At 71.9% G+C, this 15,558-nt stretch carries 15 protein-coding genes; 12 read left to right on the plus strand and 3 right to left on the minus strand.

All coding sequences use genetic code 11. The features are described 5' to 3' along the window. Window positions 1-68: 68 nt before the first annotated feature. The gene (locus tag QA802_RS23920) at window positions 69-701 is read left to right on the plus strand and encodes an AAA family ATPase (protein ID WP_334526296.1); all 633 of its coding nucleotides are present in this window, start codon (window positions 69-71) and stop codon (window positions 699-701) included. A gap of 34 nt (window positions 702-735) precedes the next feature. On the opposite strand, the gene QA802_RS23925 is transcribed toward QA802_RS23920, so the two are convergent. Both QA802_RS23925 and QA802_RS23930 read right to left on the minus strand, forming a co-directional pair. Beyond that, window positions 736-1,842, minus strand: a complete 1,107-nt coding sequence (locus QA802_RS23925) for a DUF5937 family protein (RefSeq protein WP_334526299.1) — start codon at window positions 1,840-1,842, stop codon at window positions 736-738. A gap of 109 nt (window positions 1,843-1,951) precedes the next feature. After that, a complete protein-coding gene (locus tag QA802_RS23930) occupies window positions 1,952-3,148 on the minus strand; it encodes a threonine aldolase family protein (protein ID WP_334526302.1) in 1,197 nt (398 codons plus the stop codon). 282 nt (window positions 3,149-3,430) lie between these two features. On the opposite strand from QA802_RS23930, the gene QA802_RS23935 reads away from it, so the two are divergent. The 10 genes from QA802_RS23935 to QA802_RS23980 all read left to right on the plus strand — a co-directional run bounded on the left by QA802_RS23935 (window position 3,431) and on the right by QA802_RS23980 (window position 11,845). After that, window positions 3,431-4,393 (plus strand): Rossmann-like and DUF2520 domain-containing protein, encoded by a 963-nt coding sequence (locus QA802_RS23935; protein WP_334526305.1) that lies wholly within the window; start codon window positions 3,431-3,433, stop codon window positions 4,391-4,393. Continuing rightward, the gene (gene panC, locus QA802_RS23940) at window positions 4,390-5,382 is read left to right on the plus strand and encodes a pantoate--beta-alanine ligase (RefSeq protein WP_334526308.1); all 993 of its coding nucleotides are present in this window, start codon (window positions 4,390-4,392) and stop codon (window positions 5,380-5,382) included. Before QA802_RS23935 ends, panC begins: the two co-directional genes overlap by 4 nt. Further along, entirely contained in the window at window positions 5,379-7,094 is a 1,716-nt protein-coding gene (locus tag QA802_RS23945) for an L-aspartate oxidase (protein WP_334526311.1), read from the plus strand. Before panC ends, QA802_RS23945 begins: the two co-directional genes overlap by 4 nt. A gap of 5 nt (window positions 7,095-7,099) precedes the next feature. Then, window positions 7,100-8,101, plus strand: coding sequence for a carboxylating nicotinate-nucleotide diphosphorylase (gene nadC, locus QA802_RS23950; RefSeq protein ID WP_334526314.1), 1,002 nt, complete (start codon window positions 7,100-7,102; stop codon window positions 8,099-8,101). Between the two features lie 16 nt (window positions 8,102-8,117). Next, the gene (locus QA802_RS23955) at window positions 8,118-8,915 is read left to right on the plus strand and encodes a type III pantothenate kinase (RefSeq protein ID WP_319169373.1); all 798 of its coding nucleotides are present in this window, start codon (window positions 8,118-8,120) and stop codon (window positions 8,913-8,915) included. Window positions 8,916-9,128: 213 nt separating this feature from the next. Further along, window positions 9,129-9,860, plus strand: coding sequence for a hypothetical protein (locus tag QA802_RS23960; RefSeq protein WP_334534848.1), 732 nt, complete (start codon window positions 9,129-9,131; stop codon window positions 9,858-9,860). 52 nt (window positions 9,861-9,912) lie between these two features. Beyond that, window positions 9,913-10,092, plus strand: a complete 180-nt coding sequence (locus QA802_RS23965; RefSeq protein ID WP_334526318.1) for a hypothetical protein — start codon at window positions 9,913-9,915, stop codon at window positions 10,090-10,092. Window positions 10,093-10,274: 182 nt separating this feature from the next. Next, on the plus strand, window positions 10,275-10,727 hold the full coding sequence (locus tag QA802_RS23970; protein WP_443042292.1) for a BlaI/MecI/CopY family transcriptional regulator: 453 nt from the start codon (window positions 10,275-10,277) through the stop codon (window positions 10,725-10,727). 9 nt (window positions 10,728-10,736) lie between these two features. After that, window positions 10,737-11,285 (plus strand): amino-acid N-acetyltransferase, encoded by a 549-nt coding sequence (locus QA802_RS23975; RefSeq protein ID WP_306949956.1) that lies wholly within the window; start codon window positions 10,737-10,739, stop codon window positions 11,283-11,285. A 224-nt stretch (window positions 11,286-11,509) separates the two neighbouring features. Beyond that, a complete protein-coding gene (locus tag QA802_RS23980) occupies window positions 11,510-11,845 on the plus strand; it encodes a histone-like nucleoid-structuring protein Lsr2 (RefSeq protein ID WP_319169369.1) in 336 nt (111 codons plus the stop codon). Here QA802_RS23980 and QA802_RS23985 read toward each other — a convergent pair. Further along, window positions 11,824-12,543 carry an SCO3374 family protein gene (locus QA802_RS23985; protein ID WP_334534850.1) on the minus strand — a complete coding sequence of 240 codons (720 nt, stop codon included), beginning with the start codon at window positions 12,541-12,543 and terminating at the stop codon, window positions 11,824-11,826. The two genes, QA802_RS23980 and QA802_RS23985, sit on opposite strands and share 22 nt — an antisense overlap. A gap of 431 nt (window positions 12,544-12,974) precedes the next feature. On the opposite strand from QA802_RS23985, the gene QA802_RS23990 reads away from it, so the two are divergent. Continuing rightward, window positions 12,975-15,503, plus strand: a complete 2,529-nt coding sequence (locus QA802_RS23990; RefSeq protein ID WP_319169368.1) for an ATP-dependent Clp protease ATP-binding subunit — start codon at window positions 12,975-12,977, stop codon at window positions 15,501-15,503. The last annotated feature ends 55 nt before the right edge of the window (window positions 15,504-15,558 follow it).

Raw genomic sequence — 15,558 nt, forward strand, 5'->3', positions numbered from 1 at the left:
CCCTTCGTCACGGGCACGGCTCGGGGCCTCTCGTTCGGATCGGGCCGGGCCCGCACTAGGGTCTGGGGATGCTTCTGTGGATCAACGGTCCCTTCGGCGGGGGCAAGACGCAGACCGCCTACGAGATCCGGCGCCGTCTGCCCGGCAGTGTGGTGTGCGACCCCGAGCACGCCGGGTTCGGTCTGCGCCGCATGCTGCCGCCGGACCTGCGCGGTGACTTCCAGGACCTCGCGTCCTGGCGGCAGGGCGTCGTCGAGGTCCTCGATCTGGCACTCCGCGAGCACGACGGAGTGGTCGTCGCCCCCATGACCGTCACCGACCCGGTGTACTTCGCCGAGACCGTCGGCAGGCTGCGCGAACTCGGCCACGACGTGCGTCACTTCACGCTCCTCGCCCAACGGGAGACCATCCTGCGACGGCTGCGTGAACGCGGCCCGGGGCACCTCCTGGGGTTCGCCGTGGGAAGGAACGCGGGGCTGCGCCGGGAGACCTGGGCCGTCGGGCGGCTCGATCACTGCCTGGAGCGCCTGCGCGAGCCGGAGTTCGCCGAACACCTTTGGACGGACCACACGACCGTGCCGAAGACGGCCGACCGCGTCGCCGTCCTGGCCGGTCTGACGCTCAGGCCCCACACCGAGGGCGCGCTGCGGACGCGGCTGCGGCAGGCCGGCGTGGGCCTGAGGCACATCCGGTTCGACTAGCACCCTGTCAGGCCCGAACCGTCCGTCCGGGCCGCTAGCGGAGTATCCCTTCCAGGAAGTCGCTGCCCAGCCGGGCCACCACCGTGACGTCGAGCTGGTGCAGCAGATACCGGCCGCGCCGGCGGGTGGTGACCAGCCCCGCCTTCTTCAGCAGCGTGAGGTGCCGGGATATCTCGGGGGCCGACACGCCCTGGACCTGGGCCAGTTCCGTCGTGGTGCACGCGCTGCGTGCCAGCATCCGGCAGATGCGCATCCGGACGGGGTGGGACAACGCGGTCATCCGGAGCGTCAGCTGCTCCACCGACGGCGGTGCGGCCGGCTCCGGCGAGCCGGTCGGATAGAGCAGCACCGGCTGCCAGCCGCGCCGGAGCACCACCATCAGGTGCGGCCAGCCGAGGCTCGTGGGCACCAGCAGCAGGCCGCCGTCCCCCGTGGTGCTGTGGCCCACGGAGAGCTTGTCGACGGTGATCCGCGCGCTCTCCTCGTCGAGTGTCACGGCCGACGACACGGAGGCGAGCGTCTCCGCCAGCCCTTTGTGGCGCAGGAGGTCCGTCTTCAGGCGGGCGTCGGCGGCGAGCGGGAGCCGCACCCGCGCCCAGACGTCGGCGAAGAACGCCTCGTCGCAGTCCCGCAGGAACTGACGCAGCCACGCACGCACGCGTGGCGGGTCGTCGAGCAGCCGCCGGGTGAACCGCACCTGCCGCGGGCCGCGGGTGGCGGCCAGGTCGAGAGCGCGTCGCCGCAGCTCCGGGTCGCAGAGCACACCGGCGCTCGGCAGGTCGTAGACGGGCGAGCAGATGAACTCCACCGCGCAGTCCACGAACTGTTCGTCCGTCAGCTTGTCCAGGAGGTCGAGCTCGTCGGCCAGCGTCGCGCCGGGGAGGGCGGTTCTGCCCGGGGTGCCCGCGCAGGGCAGGAAGAGGTCCGAGAACGTCGTCCGCCACAGGAAGTCTGCCTCGCACATCCGGTCGGCCAGATGCGGGTCGAGCCCGGACGTGACCGCGGTGACCCAGCCCCGCAGGCCGGGATGGTGCCCGGGCTCGGCCAGCGCGTGCAGCGCCATGCCGAGCTCGGCCAGGGGCGCGGGCGCGACGGAGACCCACTCCGGCCGCAGCCCGGCGACGTCGATGCGCAGGCTCATGTCCTCATGGTGCACTCCCCCACCGACAATCCCCCGCCCTGCCCCCACCCGCCCCCGCTTCTACCGTCACCCGCCCCCGGCCCGCTGCTCCCTGCCTGTCGCCCGCCACCTACCCGCCGACCCCGCCCGCGGTCCGGGCCGCCTGGGGGATCCGGTTGGTGAAGTCCGCGACCGCCGCCTTCACGCCGTCCGCCGTCCACGTCAGCCCCTCGGCGCGGACGCCGACCTCGGTGACGGACAGCCCCGGCCCGCCGCGCTCCCAGGCGCCCGCGAAGAGCATCGTCCCCGTCTCCTCGGCCTGGAGCAGCGCCGCTTCGGCGAGGACGTCCGCCTCGTACGGCAGCCAGACCTGGAACTCGTGGGTGTGCGGCGGCTCCGGGTACACGCGCGCCCAGGGCACGTCCGTCGCGGCGAGGCCCTCACACAGCGCGGCGGCCACCACGCGCGCGTGGTCCACGTAGTCGGGTAGCCGGGGCAGTTCGCGCTCCAGGCCGATGAGCGCCGACAGCGCGGTGGGGAACTGCTGGAAGATCATGCCGCCGTACCGGTGCCGCCAGGTCTTCGCCTCCTCCACCAGCGACCGCGGGCCGGCGAGCGCGGCACCGCCGAAACCGTCGAGAGACTTGTAGAACGACACGTAGACGCTGTCCGCCAGGCCGGCGATCTCGTGCAGCGGACGCCCGAGTCGACGGGTCGTCTCCCACAGCCGCGCGCCGTCGAAGTGCACCACCGCGTCGCGCTCGCGCGCCGCCTCCACCGTCTCGGTCAGCTCCTCCCACGAGGGCAGCACGTATCCGGCGTCGCGGAGGGGCAGCTCCAGCATCAGCGCGCCGAAGGGCTCCTCGCAGCCGCGCACCTCTGCGGCGGTGGGCAGCCGGGGCTCCCCCGTCACCCGGACGGTGCGCAGCCCGCTGACGGCGGTGAACGCGCCCCGCTCCCACCTCTCGGGATGACTCAGCGCATGCAGGGCGACCGTCGGGTTGCCGGTGCGGCCGGCCCAGCAGCGCAGCGCGATCTGCTGGGCCATCGTGCCGGTCGGGAAGAACGCGGCCGCCTCCGTGCCGAGCAGCCCGGCGACCCGCTCCTCCAGGGCTTCCACGACCCCGTTGCCGTACAGGTCACCGACGTCGTCCAGGTCGTGGACGTCGGGGGCGTGCTCGTGCAGCACGGCGAGCCGCTCGCGCAGCGTGCCGCGGAATCCCGGGCGTGACAGCAGGCGTTCCGCCTCCCGGTGGGCGACCGCCCGCCGCTCCCGCAGGCGCTGCTGCGCCCTCTTCTCCTCGCCTTGGTCCGTCGTGTATGCCATGCCCCGGATGATGCCGTGCCGCCACGCGCGCGAGCACGCTCATATCCCGTCGACCAGCAACCCGGGCGTCCCTCGTGGGCCCCGGACGCGTCGCCCCCGCCCCGCCCGCACGCCGCCCGATTCACCCACGCCCCAGCCCTCCCACCCGTCCCGCCCGATGTCGGGGAACGGGTGGGAAAGCCCACAGCCTGTGGACAACCGGACGCCCCTCGAACGGATCGCGTTAACATGACGAGAAATCGTCCGGTACCCGGAGCGGACTGGAACGGAAGGCCGCGTCGCGTGAGTACAGCCCATCAGCCAGACCCGAGGGACCGCCCCGCGCGGCTGGCCGTCGGCGTCGTCGGCGCGGGCCGGGTGGGTCCTGCCCTGGCCGCGTCGCTCCAGCTCGCCGGGCATCGTCCGGTCGCCGTCTCCGGCGTCTCGGACGCCTCCAGGCGACGAGCCGGGCTGCTGCTGCCCGACGTGCCCCTCGTCCCGCCCGCCGAAGTCATGCGACGCGCCGACCTGGTACTGCTGACCGTCCCCGACGACGCCCTGCCCGGTCTGGTCGAGGGCCTCGTCGAGACCGGCGCCGTGCGCCCCGGCCAGCTCCTCGTGCACACCTCCGGGCGGTACGGCGCGAAGGTTCTCGACCCCGCCCTGCGCGCGGGCGCCCTGCCGCTCGCGCTGCACCCCGCGATGACCTTCACGGGCACCCCGGTGGACGTCCAGCGCCTGGCCGGCTGCTCCTTCGGGGTCACCGCGCCCGACGGACTGCGGATGGCCGCCGAAGCGCTGGTGATCGAGATGGGCGGCGAGCCGGAGTGGATCGCCGAGGAGAGCCGCCCGCTCTACCACGCGGCCCTCGCCCTGGGCGCCAACCACCTGGTCACCCTCGTCGCCCAGTCCATGGAGCTGTTGCGCGCGGCCGGCGTCGAAGCCCCCGACCGGATGCTCGGCCCGCTGCTGGGCGCGGCTCTCGACAACGCGCTGCGCTCGGGCGACGCCGCGCTCACCGGGCCCGTCGCGCGCGGGGACGCGGGCACGGTCGCGGCGCACGTCGCGCAGCTGCGCGAGCACGCCCCGCAGACCGTCGCGGGCTATCTCGCGATGGCCCGCGCGACCGCCGACCGCGCGCTCGCCCACGGGCTCCTCAAGCCCGAACTCGCCGAGGACCTCCTCGGGGTGCTCGCCGGCAACCCGCACAGCGCCCCGTCCGACCCCGGCGCCGGCCCGCACGGCGCCGAAGGAGATGCCGGATGACCGCCGCCCTGCTGCGCACCGCCGACGAACTGCACGCACGCCCGCGTGACGGCCGCCGGACCGTCGTGATGACGATGGGCGCCCTGCACGAGGGGCACGCCACGCTGGTGCGCGCGGCCCGCGAGGCCGCCGGGCCCGGCGGCGAGGTCGTCGTCACGGTCTTCGTCAACCCGCTGCAGTTCGGCGCGGGCGAAGACCTCGACCGGTACCCGCGCACCCTGGACGCCGACCTGGAGATCGCCGGGCAGGCCGGCGCGGACGTCGTGTTCGCCCCGTCCGTGGACGAGGTCTACCCGGGCGGCGAGCCGCAGGTCCGGATCTCCGCGGGCCCCATGGGCGAGCGCCTGGAGGGCGGCTCCCGGCCCGGGCACTTCGACGGCATGCTCACCGTCGTCGCCAAGCTGCTGCACCTCACCCGGCCCGACGCCGCCCTCTTCGGCCAGAAGGACGCCCAGCAGCTCGCCCTGATCCGCCGGATGGTGCGGGACCTGAACTTCGGCGTGCGGATCGTCGCCGTGCCGACCGTGCGCGAGGAGGACGGGCTGGCGCTGTCCAGCCGCAACCGCTATCTGTCCGCGCGGGAGCGGAGCACCGCTCTCGCGCTCTCCCAGGCCCTCTTCGCCGGCCGCGACCGGCACGCCGCGCAGGAGGCGCTGCGGGCCCGCGCGCGGGAGGTTCCCGCCACCCACGCGCGTGCCGAGGCGCTCAGCGCCATCGGCGAGTCCCGCGCGGCCGCCGACGCGCACGCCGTCGCCAAGGCCGCCCCCGGCAACCCGGCCGCCGTCCGCGCGGCCGCCCGCCAGATCCTGGACGAGGCCTTGCGGCTCGACCCCCCTCTGCGGCTGGACTACCTCGCCCTCGTCGACCCGTCCGACTTCACCGAGATCGACGACGACTTCACCGGCGAGGCCGTCCTCGCCGTCGCCGCCCGGGTCGGCACGACCCGGCTGATCGACAACCTCCCCCTCACCTTCGGAGCCGCCTCGTGACCAGCACAGGCATACGACTGCACGCACCCGCGCCCGGGTGGAACATCTCCGCGGACGTGGTGGTCGTCGGTTCCGGCGTCGCCGGCCTGACCGCCGCCCTGCGCTGCGAGGCCGCCGGGCTGAGGACGGTCGTCGTCACCAAGGCGCGCCTCGACGACGGCTCCACCCGCTGGGCGCAGGGCGGCATAGCCGCGGCCCTGGGCGACGGCGACACGCCCGAACAGCATCTGGACGACACGCTGGTGGCGGGCGTGGGCCTGTGCGACGAGGAGGCCGTGCGGATCCTCGTCACCGAGGGCCCCGACGCCGTGCGCCGGCTGATCGAGACCGGCGCGCACTTCGACGAGTCCGAGGAAGGCGGCCTGGAGCTGACCCGTGAGGGCGGCCACCACCGCCGCCGTATCGCCCACGCGGGCGGCGACGCGACCGGCGCGGAGATCTCCCGCGCGCTCGTCGAGGCGGTACGCGCGCGTGGACTGCGCACGGTCGAGAACGCACTCGTCCTGGACCTCCTCACGGACGCCGAGGGCCGCACCGCAGGCGTCACCCTGCACGTCATGGGAGAGGGCCAGCACGACGGCGTGGGGGCCGTGCACGCCCCCGCCGTCGTCCTCGCGACCGGCGGCATGGGCCAGGTGTTCTCCGCGACCACCAACCCTTCGGTGTCCACCGGCGACGGTGTGGCGCTCGCCCTGCGCGCGGGCGCGGAGGTCTCCGACCTGGAGTTCGTCCAGTTCCATCCGACGGTGCTGTTCCTGGGCGCGGACGCCGAGGGCCAGCAGCCCCTCGTCTCGGAGGCCGTGCGCGGCGAGGGCGCGCACCTGGTCGACGCGGACGGCGTGCGCTTCATGCTCGGCAGGCACGAACTGGCCGAGCTCGCCCCCCGGGACATCGTGGCCAAGGGCATCATGCGCCGCATGCAGGAGCAGGACGCCGAGCACATGTTCCTCGACGCCCGCCACTTCGGCGCCGACATGTGGGAGCACCGGTTCCCGACGATCCTGGCCGCCTGCCGGGCCCACGGCATCGACCCGGTCACCGAGCCCGTCCCGGTCGCCCCGGCGGCCCACTACGCCTCCGGGGGCGTGCGCACCGACTCCCGCGGCCGTACGACCGTGCCGGGCCTGTACGCGTGTGGCGAGGTCGCCTGCACCGGCGTGCACGGCGCGAACCGCCTGGCGTCCAACTCGCTCCTCGAAGGTCTCGTCTACGCCGAGCGCATCGTGGCCGACATCGCCCTGACCCAGACGGATGACGCACTGCACGCGCGCGTGCCCGCGGCTGTGGAGCGCCCCGAGCGGCCGGCGCACCCGCTGCTCGCCCCCGAGGCCCGGTTCGCCATCCAACGGATCATGACCGACGGCGCGGGCGTCCTGCGCTCCGAGGCGTCCCTGGAGAGGGCCGCCGACCAGTTGCAGCGGCTGCACACCGAGGCCCGCGACGCCCTCGACGAGAACGGCAAGACGGCCGAGCCCGGCGTCGACACCTGGGAGGCCACCAACCTCCTGTGCGTCGCGCGCGTCCTGGTCGCCGCCGCGCTCCTGCGCGAGGAGACCCGGGGCTGCCATTGGCGCGAGGACCACGCCGACCGCGACGACGCCGCTTGGCGCCGCCACATCGTCGTCCGGCTGAATCCGGACCGCACCCTCGCCGTACACACCACCGATACCGCAGACTTCCCCCCGACCCGGCAGCACCACCAGGAGCAGTGACAGACGTGAGCACCCCCGACCTTCCCCTCGCCCCGAGCGGCGGCTGCGGCGACGGCTGTGCCTGCGGCGCCGCCGCAGGCGCCGAATTCACCGACGAGGGATACGCCGAATACGAGGAGTGCGGGCTCGACCCCGCGCTCGCCCAGCTGCTGGTCGACGCCGGACTCGACCCCGTCGAGGTGGAGGACATCGCCAACGTCGCCATCCAGGAGGACCTGGCGCACGGCGTCGACGTGACGACGGTCGCGACCATCCCCGAGGAGGCGGTCGCCACCGCCGACTTCACCGCGCGCGAGGCGGGCGTGGTCGCGGGGCTGCGGATCGCCGAGGCGGTCGTCTCGGTCGTCTGCACGGACGAGTTCGAGGTCGAGCGGCACGTGGTGGACGGCGACCGGGTGGAGGCCGGGCAGAAGCTGCTGTCGGTCACCACGCGCACGCGTGACCTCCTCACCGCCGAGCGCAGCGCGCTGAACCTGCTGTGCCGTCTGTCGGGCATCGCCACCGCCACGCGTGCGTGGGCGGACGCCCTGGAGGGCACCGGGGCACGCGTGCGCGACACCCGTAAGACGACGCCGGGCCTGCGCTCGCTGGAGAAGTTCGCCGTCCGCTGCGGCGGGGGCGTCAACCACCGCATGTCGCTGTCCGACGCGGCGCTGGTCAAGGACAACCACGTGGTCGCCGCGGGCGGTGTCGCCCAGGCCTTCGAAGCGGTGCGGGAGACCTTCCCGGACGTGCCGATCGAGGTCGAGGTCGACACCCTGCACCAGCTGCGCGAGGTCGTCGACGCGGGCGCCGACCTGATCCTGCTGGACAACTTCACGCCCGCCGAGTGCGCGGAGGCCGTAGCCCTCGTGGGCAAGGGCGCGCTGCTGGAGGCGTCGGGCCGGCTCACCCTGGACAACGCCAAGGCCTACGCCGACACGGGCGTCGACTTCCTCGCCGTGGGCGCGCTGACGCACTCCTCGCCGATCCTGGACATCGGTCTGGATCTGCGGGCGGCGGAGTAGGGAACGGGGACCGGCCATGCTGCTGACGATCGACGTGGGCAACACGCACACCGTGCTCGGCCTCTTCGACGGTGAGGACATCGTCGAGCACTGGCGGATCTCCACCGACTCCCGCCGCACCGCGGACGAACTGGCCGTGCTCCTGCAAGGCCTGATGGGCATGCACCCCCTCCTCGGGGGCGAGCTGGGCGACGGCATCGACGGCATCGCGATCTGCGCCACGGTGCCCTCCGTGCTGCACGAGCTGCGCGAGGTGACCCGGCGCTACTACGGCGACGTGCCCGCCGTGCTCGTCGAGCCGGGCGTGAAGACCGGGGTGCCGATCCTGTTCGACAACCCCAGGGAGGTCGGCGCCGACCGCATCATCAACGCCGTCGCGGCGAACGAGCTCTACGGCGGTCCGGCGATCGTCGTCGACTTCGGCACGGCGACGACGTTCGACGCGGTCAGCGCGCGCGGGGAGTACGTCGGCGGCGTCATCGCCCCCGGCATCGAGATCTCCGTGGACGCCCTGGGCGTCAAGGCCGCGCAGCTGCGCAAGATCGAGCTGGCCCGGCCCCGGAGCGTGATCGGCAAGAGCACGGTCGAGGCGATGCAGTCCGGCATCCTCTACGGCTTCGCCGGCCAGGTCGACGGCGTGGTGACCCGGATGGCCCGGGAGCTCGCCGAGGACCCGGACGACGTGACGGTGATCGCGACAGGCGGGCTGGCACCGACGGTGCTGGGCGAGTCCTCGGTGATCGACGAGCACGAGCCGTGGCTGACACTGATCGGGCTGCGCCTGGTGTACGAGCGGAACGTGTCACGCATGTGAGCGACCGCCCCGGCCCTCCCCGTGACCGGCCTCCCCAGGACCGGCCCTGACCCTCCCGGTGCTCCCTTAGTGCTCCCTCGGGCCCTCCCGGGCCCGGTTCTGGTCCGGGGCCGCGAGAGCGGATTCGGACGCCACGCCCGTCTGTTATGTCGAATTTGTCTGATTAGCGCGTATCGTCACAGCATGCCCACGCCCTACGGATCCCGCGGCGGCCTGGCGTTCGGCGCGGAGGAGCTGCGTGTGCTCCGCCGCGCCCTCGCCCTCGCCCTTCACCCCGGCCCCGTCTCCGCCGAGGACATCCAGGACTGTCATCGCCTAGCCGAGTCCCTGGACGAGGCGATGCACGAGGCCGCCCGGCTCCGGGCCTTCCTGGTGGCCGACCTCGGCCGGTACCGCGCAGCCCTTCCCGGCACCGCCGCCGGATATCTCACGCTGCTGGAGGAGGTGCTGGCGACCGGCTACCGGCCCGATCCCGACGATCTCGCCGCCCTGCGCGCCCTGCGCGGCAACCCGGCGGGCGCGGCCCTCCTGGATAGCTGCCAGGCGCTCGCCGAGCAGGACGTACGCGCCCGTCTGGCCCGTCGTACGGCCCGCAGGGCCCCGCTGGCCACCGCGACCGTCCCGGCGTCCCGTACGCGCCTCCTGGCCCTCCCTGGAGGCCTCTCGGAGGAGACGCCCGCCTGCGCTCCAGCGAGTTCCGCGACTTCCGCGGGACACGCGGCCGGCGCGGACCCCGGCGGCGGGCCGCCGGAGGAGCCACGGAAGAAGCCGGCCGGGAAGCCCGCCGGAAAGCCGACCGCGCCGGGCCCCGGTCCGGTGCCCGCCGAGCCCGCCGCCCCGGAGCCCGCCCGCCGGCCCGTCCCCACGCCGGGCGAGGTCTTCCCGCGCCGCAGGCCGACCCCGCCGCCCGCCGACCCCGAGCAGCGGCGACTCGCCGTCGGCTGATCCCCGCGCACCCCGCCCCGGTGTCCCGTTCCTCCCTGGCTACCCTGGTTCCATGGACTACGTCTCCGCGCTGCTGCCCCCCGTCGTCATGGCGGCGTTCTTCATCGGTCTGATCAGGGTGATCGTGAAGACCCAGGGCGGCGCCAACAAGGCCAAGGAGGACGCGGCCGTCGACGCCGCCCTCGCGCGCGCGGAGGGGGCCCGTCAGCCCTCCGTGAGTTCGGAGGCCTGACCCTCCCCTCGGCGCTCGGCCGCCCTCCGAGGCGCGTGGCTCCCTTCGGAGCCGCGCGCCCTTTTTGTTGCCGTTTGCCGGTGAAAGTGTACGAAAGTGGCCGTCCGGCACGCGATCCGTGTGATCTCCCACTATTGTTCTGAGCTGTGCCTCGTCCATTGGGAGAACTCGAAGACGCGGTCATGACGCGGGTGTGGAAGTGGAACCGCCCGGTCACCGTTCGAGAAGTCCTGGAAGACCTTCAGCAGGAACGGTCCATCGCGTACACCACCGTGATGACCGTTTTGGACAATCTCCATCAGAAGGGCTGGGTCCGCCGGGAAGCGGAAGGCCGGGCCTATCGATATGAGGCGGTCTCCACCCGGGCCGCCTACGCCGCCGCCCTGATGAACGACGCCTGGGCGCAGAGCGACAACCCCGCCGCCGCTCTGGTCGCCTTCTTCGGGATGATGAGCGAAGAACAGCGACACGCGCTGCGCGACGCCGTGCGCATGGTCCAAGGCCCGGAACCCGCAGAACCCGCGGAACCCGCGACTACGCGGAGTGCGCCCCGTGTGCCGAGTGCGGACACCACGGCCGGTAAGGGCGGCACCGCGGAGAACCCCGCCTCGGCGACGGAGCGCGACGGGCGATAGCGTCCGTACATGTCAGCAGAGAGTCCCTCGGCCGAGAACCCCGAAGTCACCGCTAAAGCCATCACCGTCCGGCGGGCCCGGACCGGCGATGTCCCCGTCGTGCGGCGTCTCCTCGACGCCTACGTCCGCGGCGGGATCCTGCTCGACAAAGCGACGGTCACGCTTTACGAGGACATCCAGGAGTTCTGGGTCGCCGAACGCGACGACAACGCCGAGGTGGTCGGCTGCGGCGCCCTGCACGTCATGTGGGAAGACCTGGCAGAAGTGCGGACTCTCGCGGTGAAGCCCGGCCTGAAGGGCGCGGGCGTCGGGCACCGGTTGTTGGAGAAGTTGCTCCACACCGCCCGCTGGCTCGGCGTTCGCCGGGTTTTCTGCCTGACCTTCGAAGTGGACTTCTTCGCCAAGCACGGGTTCGTGGAGATCGGCGAGACGCCGGTCGACACCGATGTCTACGCGGAGCTGCTGCGTTCCTATGACGAGGGTGTCGCGGAGTTCCTCGGACTCGAACGAGTGAAACCGAACACCTTGGGCAACAGCCGGATGCTTCTGCATCTGTGATCGTCGCCCCCATTCCCGCCGACTCGCCTTGCCCGGGTTCCCTATGTCCGAAACGCGCACGTTTCCGGTCGGTGGGCGGGCGGTCAGCCTTGGCCGAGGGTTTGTGTTTTCCCAGCAAAAGCGGTTTGCTTTCCGACGTACTGCAGTACGCATATAACAGGGCGCGGCTAAACGGCGGACGCCGCGGACACCCGACCCTCACGTTTTCGATGAAAGGAAATCCGGTGGCACAGAAGGTTCAGGTCCTTCTTGTCGACGACCTCGACGGCGGCGAGGCGGACGAGACCGTGACGTTCGCGTTGGACGGCAAGACCTACGAGATCGATCTCACGACCACCAATGCGGACAAGCTGCGTGGACTTCTCGAGCCCTACGTGAAGGGCGGCCGGCGTACCGGCGGCCGTGCCGCGGGTGGGCGTGGAAAGACGCGCGCCGTTTCCGGCGGAAGCCAGGACACCGCTCAGATCCGCGCGTGGGCGAAGGAGAACGGTTTCGAGGTCAATGACCGCGGCCGTGTTCCGGCGACCATTCGCGAGGCCTACGAGAAGGCCAACGGCTGAGCGCACGCGCCCAGCAGTCGGACACGGTGGCATTGCGTCGCCAGCGTGTCCACCAGCCGTACGAGATCGGGGGCGTTCCCCACGCCCCCCAGCGCCGACATGGTCGGCAGCGAGGCTTCGACCTCGCACCCTGCAACGGGGGGCCGCAACCACACGGCGGCCCCCTGCACCGGTCCGCGGTCCGACCCGGTGGCGCGGCCGGGAGCCCGGTCCGCAGGCCACGGCGCCTCGATGAGGCCGCCCGCCCCGAGCGCCGTCAGGCCCAGGGGCAGCGCGCCCCACTCCAGCCACTTCAGGATCCCCGGCACCTCCTCCGCGCCGCCTGCCGCCACCAGCAGCAGCATCCGGTCGCCCCGCACGGCCACCGGCGAGCCCGTCGCCAGTCGCCGAAGCGCGGCGAGGCCCGCCTCGGCCGGGACGTCCAGGACGTCGAAGCGCTCGCCGGTCGAAAGCCGGACCGGTTCCCCGGGCACGGTCGCCCAGCCCAGTTCGTTCTCGTACCAGCCACGGATCCGGCCTACCGGATCGAACGCATCGAACGCATCGGACGTATCGACCGGAGCGACCGGAGCGGCCGTATCGACCGGAGCGGCCGGGTCGACCGGATCGCGCGGCTGTCGAGGGAGGGGAACAGTGGGCAGTGTGGAGGAGGCCGAGCGGGCCGCCGGGGGTTTCGACGAGGGAACCGAGCCAACCATGCCAAGTGCAACCGCCCGAAAGGCACCCGAGTTACGCTGGGTGTTTCCGTGACTGCGCACCGTTTCGCCGATCGAGGCGGGCCGGGGTGTCGCGAGGCGCAAGGTTGTTCGCCCGTAGCGGAGGGAACCGGTGCCCACGGCATGGAGTGTCAGTCCCGGCGGGTAAGACATCCCTAGTGGGAGGGGGCGACACGCAGGAAAGGCACGTCTCACGTTCGCCATCGGCGTACTGGCGACTGGGGTAACTGCCTGGCCTGCGGGAACATCGTCTCGCACCATCGGGTTGGAGCAGATGTCGGCGTTCGGGGTCAGGAGGCCATCGACGGTGTCGGCAGTTGGAATGAGCGGTCCCCGCTTGCGGGACTAAGCTGCGGAAGGACAGGGAGGGGAAGTTCCCCCCACTGCCTGACCGCTCTGAGGAGCGATTAACGATGTTCGAGAGGTTCACCGACCGCGCGCGGCGGGTTGTCGTCCTGGCTCAGGAAGAAGCCCGGATGCTCAACCACAACTACATCGGCACCGAGCACATCCTCCTGGGCCTGATCCACGAGGGTGAGGGTGTCGCCGCCAAGGCCCTTGAGAGCCTCGGGATTTCGCTCGAGGCGGTCCGCCAGCAGGTGGAGGAGATCATCGGGCAGGGGCAGCAGGCCCCGTCCGGGCACATCCCCTTCACCCCCCGTGCCAAGAAGGTCCTGGAGCTGTCGCTTCGCGAGGCGCTTCAGCTGGGCCACAACTACATCGGCACGGAACACATCCTGCTCGGCCTGATCCGCGAGGGCGAGGGCGTCGCCGCCCAGGTCCTGGTCAAGCTGGGCGCCGACCTCAACCGGGTGCGGCAGCAGGTCATCCAGCTGCTCTCCGGCTACCAGGGCAAGGAGACCGCCGGCGCCAGTGGCGGTCCTGCCGAGGGCACCCCCTCGACGTCCCTGGTCCTCGACCAGTTCGGCCGGAACCTCACCCAGGCCGCTCGTGAGTCCAAGCTCGACCCGGTCATCGGGCGCGAGAAGGAGATCGAGCGGGTCATGCAGGTGCTGTCCCGCCGCACCAAGAACAACCCGGTGCTCATCGGCGAGCCCGGCGTCGGCAAGACCGCCGTCGTCGAGGGCCTCGCCCAGGCCATCGTCAAGGGCGAGGTGCCCGAGACCCTCAAGGACAAGCACCTCTACACCCTGGACCTCGGTGCGCTGGTCGCCGGCTCCCGCTACCGCGGTGACTTCGAGGAGCGCCTGAAGAAGGTGCTCAAGGAGATCCGCACCCGCGGCGACATCATCCTGTTCATCGACGAGCTGCACACGCTGGTCGGTGCGGGTGCCGCCGAGGGCGCCATCGACGCCGCTTCGATCCTGAAGCCGATGCTGGCCCGCGGTGAGCTGCAGACCATCGGCGCCACCACGCTGGACGAGTACCGCAAGCACCTGGAGAAGGACGCGGCCCTCGAGCGCCGCTTCCAGCCCATCCAGGTCGCCGAGCCGTCCCTGCCGCACACGATCGAGATCCTCAAGGGTCTGCGTGACCGGTACGAGGCGCATCACCGGGTCTCCATCACCGACGAGGCGCTGGTCCAGGCCGCCACCCTGGCCGACCGGTACATCTCGGACCGCTTCCTCCCGGACAAGGCGATCGACCTGATCGACGAGGCCGGCTCCCGGATGCGCATCCGCCGGATGACCGCTCCGCCGGACCTGCGCGAGTTCGACGAGAAGATCGCCGGCGTCCGCCGCGACAAGGAGTCCGCGATCGACTCGCAGGACTTCGAGAAGGCCGCCTCGCTGCGCGACAAGGAGAAGCAGCTCCTCGCCGCCAAGGCCAAGCGGGAGAAGGAGTGGAAGGCCGGCGACATGGACGTCGTGGCCGAGGTCGACGGCGAGCTCATCGCCGAGGTCCTCGCGACCGCCACCGGCATCCCGGTCTTCAAGCTGACCGAGGAGGAGTCCTCGCGTCTGCTGCGCATGGAGGACGAGCTCCACAAGCGGGTCATCGGCCAGATCGACGCCGTCAAGGCGCTGTCGAAGGCGATCCGCCGTACGCGTGCCGGTCTGAAGGACCCGAAGCGTCCCGGTGGCTCGTTCATCTTCGCCGGCCCGTCCGGTGTCGGTAAGACCGAGCTGTCCAAGGCGCTCGCCGAGTTCCTCTTCGGCGACGAGGACGCGCTGATCTCCCTCGACATGTCGGAGTTCAGCGAGAAGCACACGGTCTCGCGGCTCTTCGGCTCGCCCCCCGGATACGTGGGCTACGAGGAGGGCGGCCAGCTGACCGAGAAGGTCCGCCGCAAGCCGTTCTCCGTCGTCCTCTTCGACGAGGTCGAGAAGGCCCACCCGGACATCTTCAACTCGCTGCTGCAGATCCTGGAGGACGGTCGCCTGACCGACTCCCAGGGCCGGGTCGTGGACTTCAAGAACACGGTCATCATCATGACGACCAACCTCGGCACCCGGGACATCTCCAAGGGCTTCAACCTGGGCTTCGCGGCCTCGGGCGACTCGAAGACCAACTACGAGCGCATGAAGAACAAGGTGTCGGACGAGCTCAAGCAGCACTTCCGCCCCGAGTTCCTCAACCGCGTCGACGACGTGGTCGTCTTCCCGCAGCTCACGCAGGAGGACATCCTCAAGATCGTCGACCTGATGGTCGGCAAGGTCGACGAGCGGCTCAAGGACCGGGACATGGGCATCGAGCTCTCCCAGTCCGCCAAGGAACTGCTGTCCAAGAAGGGTTACGACCCGGTGCTGGGCGCGCGGCCGCTGCGTCGCACGATCCAGCGCGAGATCGAGGACACGCTGTCGGAGAAGATCCTCTTCGGCGAGCTGCGCCCCGGTCACATCGTGGTCGTGGACACCGAGGGCGAGGGTGACACCAAGACCTTCACCTTCCGCGGTGAGGAGAAGTCGGCGCTGCCCGACGTCCCGCCGATCGAGCAGGCGGCCGGCGGCGCCGGACCGAACCTGAGCAAGGACGCCTGACCCCCTTCAGGGGTTGAGCCCACGAAAGGGGCCGGTGCTGCCGGCCCCTTTCGCA

It is taken from the genome of Streptomyces sp. B21-105 (assembly GCF_036898465.1).
GTDB lineage: Bacteria > Actinomycetota > Actinomycetes > Streptomycetales > Streptomycetaceae > Streptomyces.